The 1,583-nt window shown below is 53.3% G+C and carries 2 protein-coding genes; one reads left to right on the top strand and one right to left on the bottom strand.

Going from position 1 to position 1,583, the window contains the following annotated elements:
- The coding region (locus R3177_RS14780; protein WP_318971769.1) for a DUF2804 domain-containing protein at positions 1 to 381 on the top strand (381 nt) is incomplete at its 5' end.
- Between the two features lie 30 nt (positions 382 to 411).
- Here R3177_RS14780 and rlmF read toward each other — a convergent pair.
- Positions 412 to 1,299, bottom strand: a complete 888-nt coding sequence (rlmF, locus tag R3177_RS14775) for a 23S rRNA (adenine(1618)-N(6))-methyltransferase RlmF (RefSeq protein ID WP_318971768.1) — start codon at positions 1,297 to 1,299, stop codon at positions 412 to 414.
- Positions 1,300 to 1,583 lie beyond the last annotated feature (284 nt).

Raw genomic sequence — 1,583 nt, 5'->3', positions numbered from 1 at the left:
AGCTGGCGCTGGGGTAGTTTAAGTGGCTTCAGTGGTAACGACAAAATTGGTTTTAATCTGGCAGCAGGGGTAAACGAAACGGGAGCCACGGAAAACTGCTGCTGGCTGAACGATAAACGCTACTTACTGCCGCCAGTGCAGTTTAACTTTAACAGGCTTAAACCTGATGCGCCCTGGCAAGTGTTCAGCCAGTGCGGCGCGGTACAATTGCAGTTTATGCCCGCGGCTAAACGTCAGGAGCGTCTAAATCTGGGCTTGCTGGCCAGTAATTTCCGCCAGTACTGTGGCAGCTGGCACGGTTCGATAGCCTTCAGCGATGGCCGGCACATTCACTGCCACGGTCAACCGGGGCTGGCAGAAGATCATTTTGCCCGCTGGTAATACCCTGTTACAGCACAGCCGTTGGCTAACTCAGAAGCGCCAGGCCAGCATATGACTGCTTTTCTGGCCCTGCTGCATCTTTATTTTTTTGGTTTCAGTTGCGCCTGCCTGGCGCGCGCTCTGGACAAGAGCCTGCAGGTGACTTTGCTGGGATACCAGACTGGTAAACCAGCCGACCTGACTGGCAAACTCAGCGCTCTCGGTTATCAGTTGCCTGATAAAAGCCAGTTCACCACCCGGACACCATAATTCATGGTGTTGGCCGGCAAAATTGCGCTGCTGCACGCTATCGGCGAGTTTCAGGTTATTTCTTTTACGCTGATTTGCCGCGGCAGCTTCGGCAGCAGAGCGGTAAAAGGGAGGGTTACATACCGTTACGGCAAAGGTATCGCCACCGGTAATGATACCGCGCAGAATGCTGTTGCTATCTGGCTGGCGGCGCAGGCTTATCTGCCCCTGTAGCTTTGGGTTGCTGTCGATAATTAACTGGGCAGTTTTCAATGCTACTGCATCAATATCACTGCCGACACAGCGCCAGCCATAACTGCGACTGGCAACAATCGGATAAATCAGATTGGCACCACAGCCAATATCCAGCAAGGTGATGGATCGGCCCGTTGGCACGCCGTCAGCCGTTGCCAGTAAATCTGCGGCATAGTGAATATAGTCAGCCCGGCCCGGAACAGGCGGGCAAAGATACCCCGGGGGTAATTGCCAGTAGTCAACCTGATAGTAGTGCTTAAGAAGTGCCGCATTAAGTGCCTGTACTGCTGCCGGCTCACTGAAATTAATCGTTTGTTCACCCGCCGGGCTCTTGGTCAGATACGTCAGCAGAGGCGGATAGCCGCTACTTAGCTGCGCTAAATCATAGCGGCCCTGATGGGCGTTACGCGGGTGTAGTTGGGCAGATTTTGTCATGGTAGCTGCAATAAGGTATTTAGCCGGCAGTTTACGTTATTCCGGCCGGCCTGACGAGTTGAGCCAAACAGAATGTCCGGCCAAGCCGGCCTCTAGCTGATGAATGCCGGTAAATCTGAAATAAAAAGCCCAGGCACAGCCTGCGCTTTTTAGCTTAATTACCGGTTATACCGAGAGGTGCAGACGAACATCGATATTACCCCGGGTGGCATTTGAATACGGACATAGCTGATGAGCCTGCTGTACCAGTTCATCGGCGGCCGCTTTATCCATACCTGGCAGTT

The sequence above is a fragment of the Arsukibacterium sp. genome (assembly GCF_033722355.1).
Classification (GTDB): Bacteria; Pseudomonadota; Gammaproteobacteria; order Enterobacterales; family Alteromonadaceae; genus Alishewanella.
Note: the sequence above shows the minus strand (reverse complement) of the source record. Positions and strands in the feature narration are given on the sequence as shown.

What these genes read in the sequence shown, in the direction of transcription:
- rlmF (WP_318971768.1), bottom strand. Translation starts at nt 1,299, where the DNA reads ATGACAAAATCTGCCCAACTACACCCGCGTAACGCCCATCAGGGCCGC.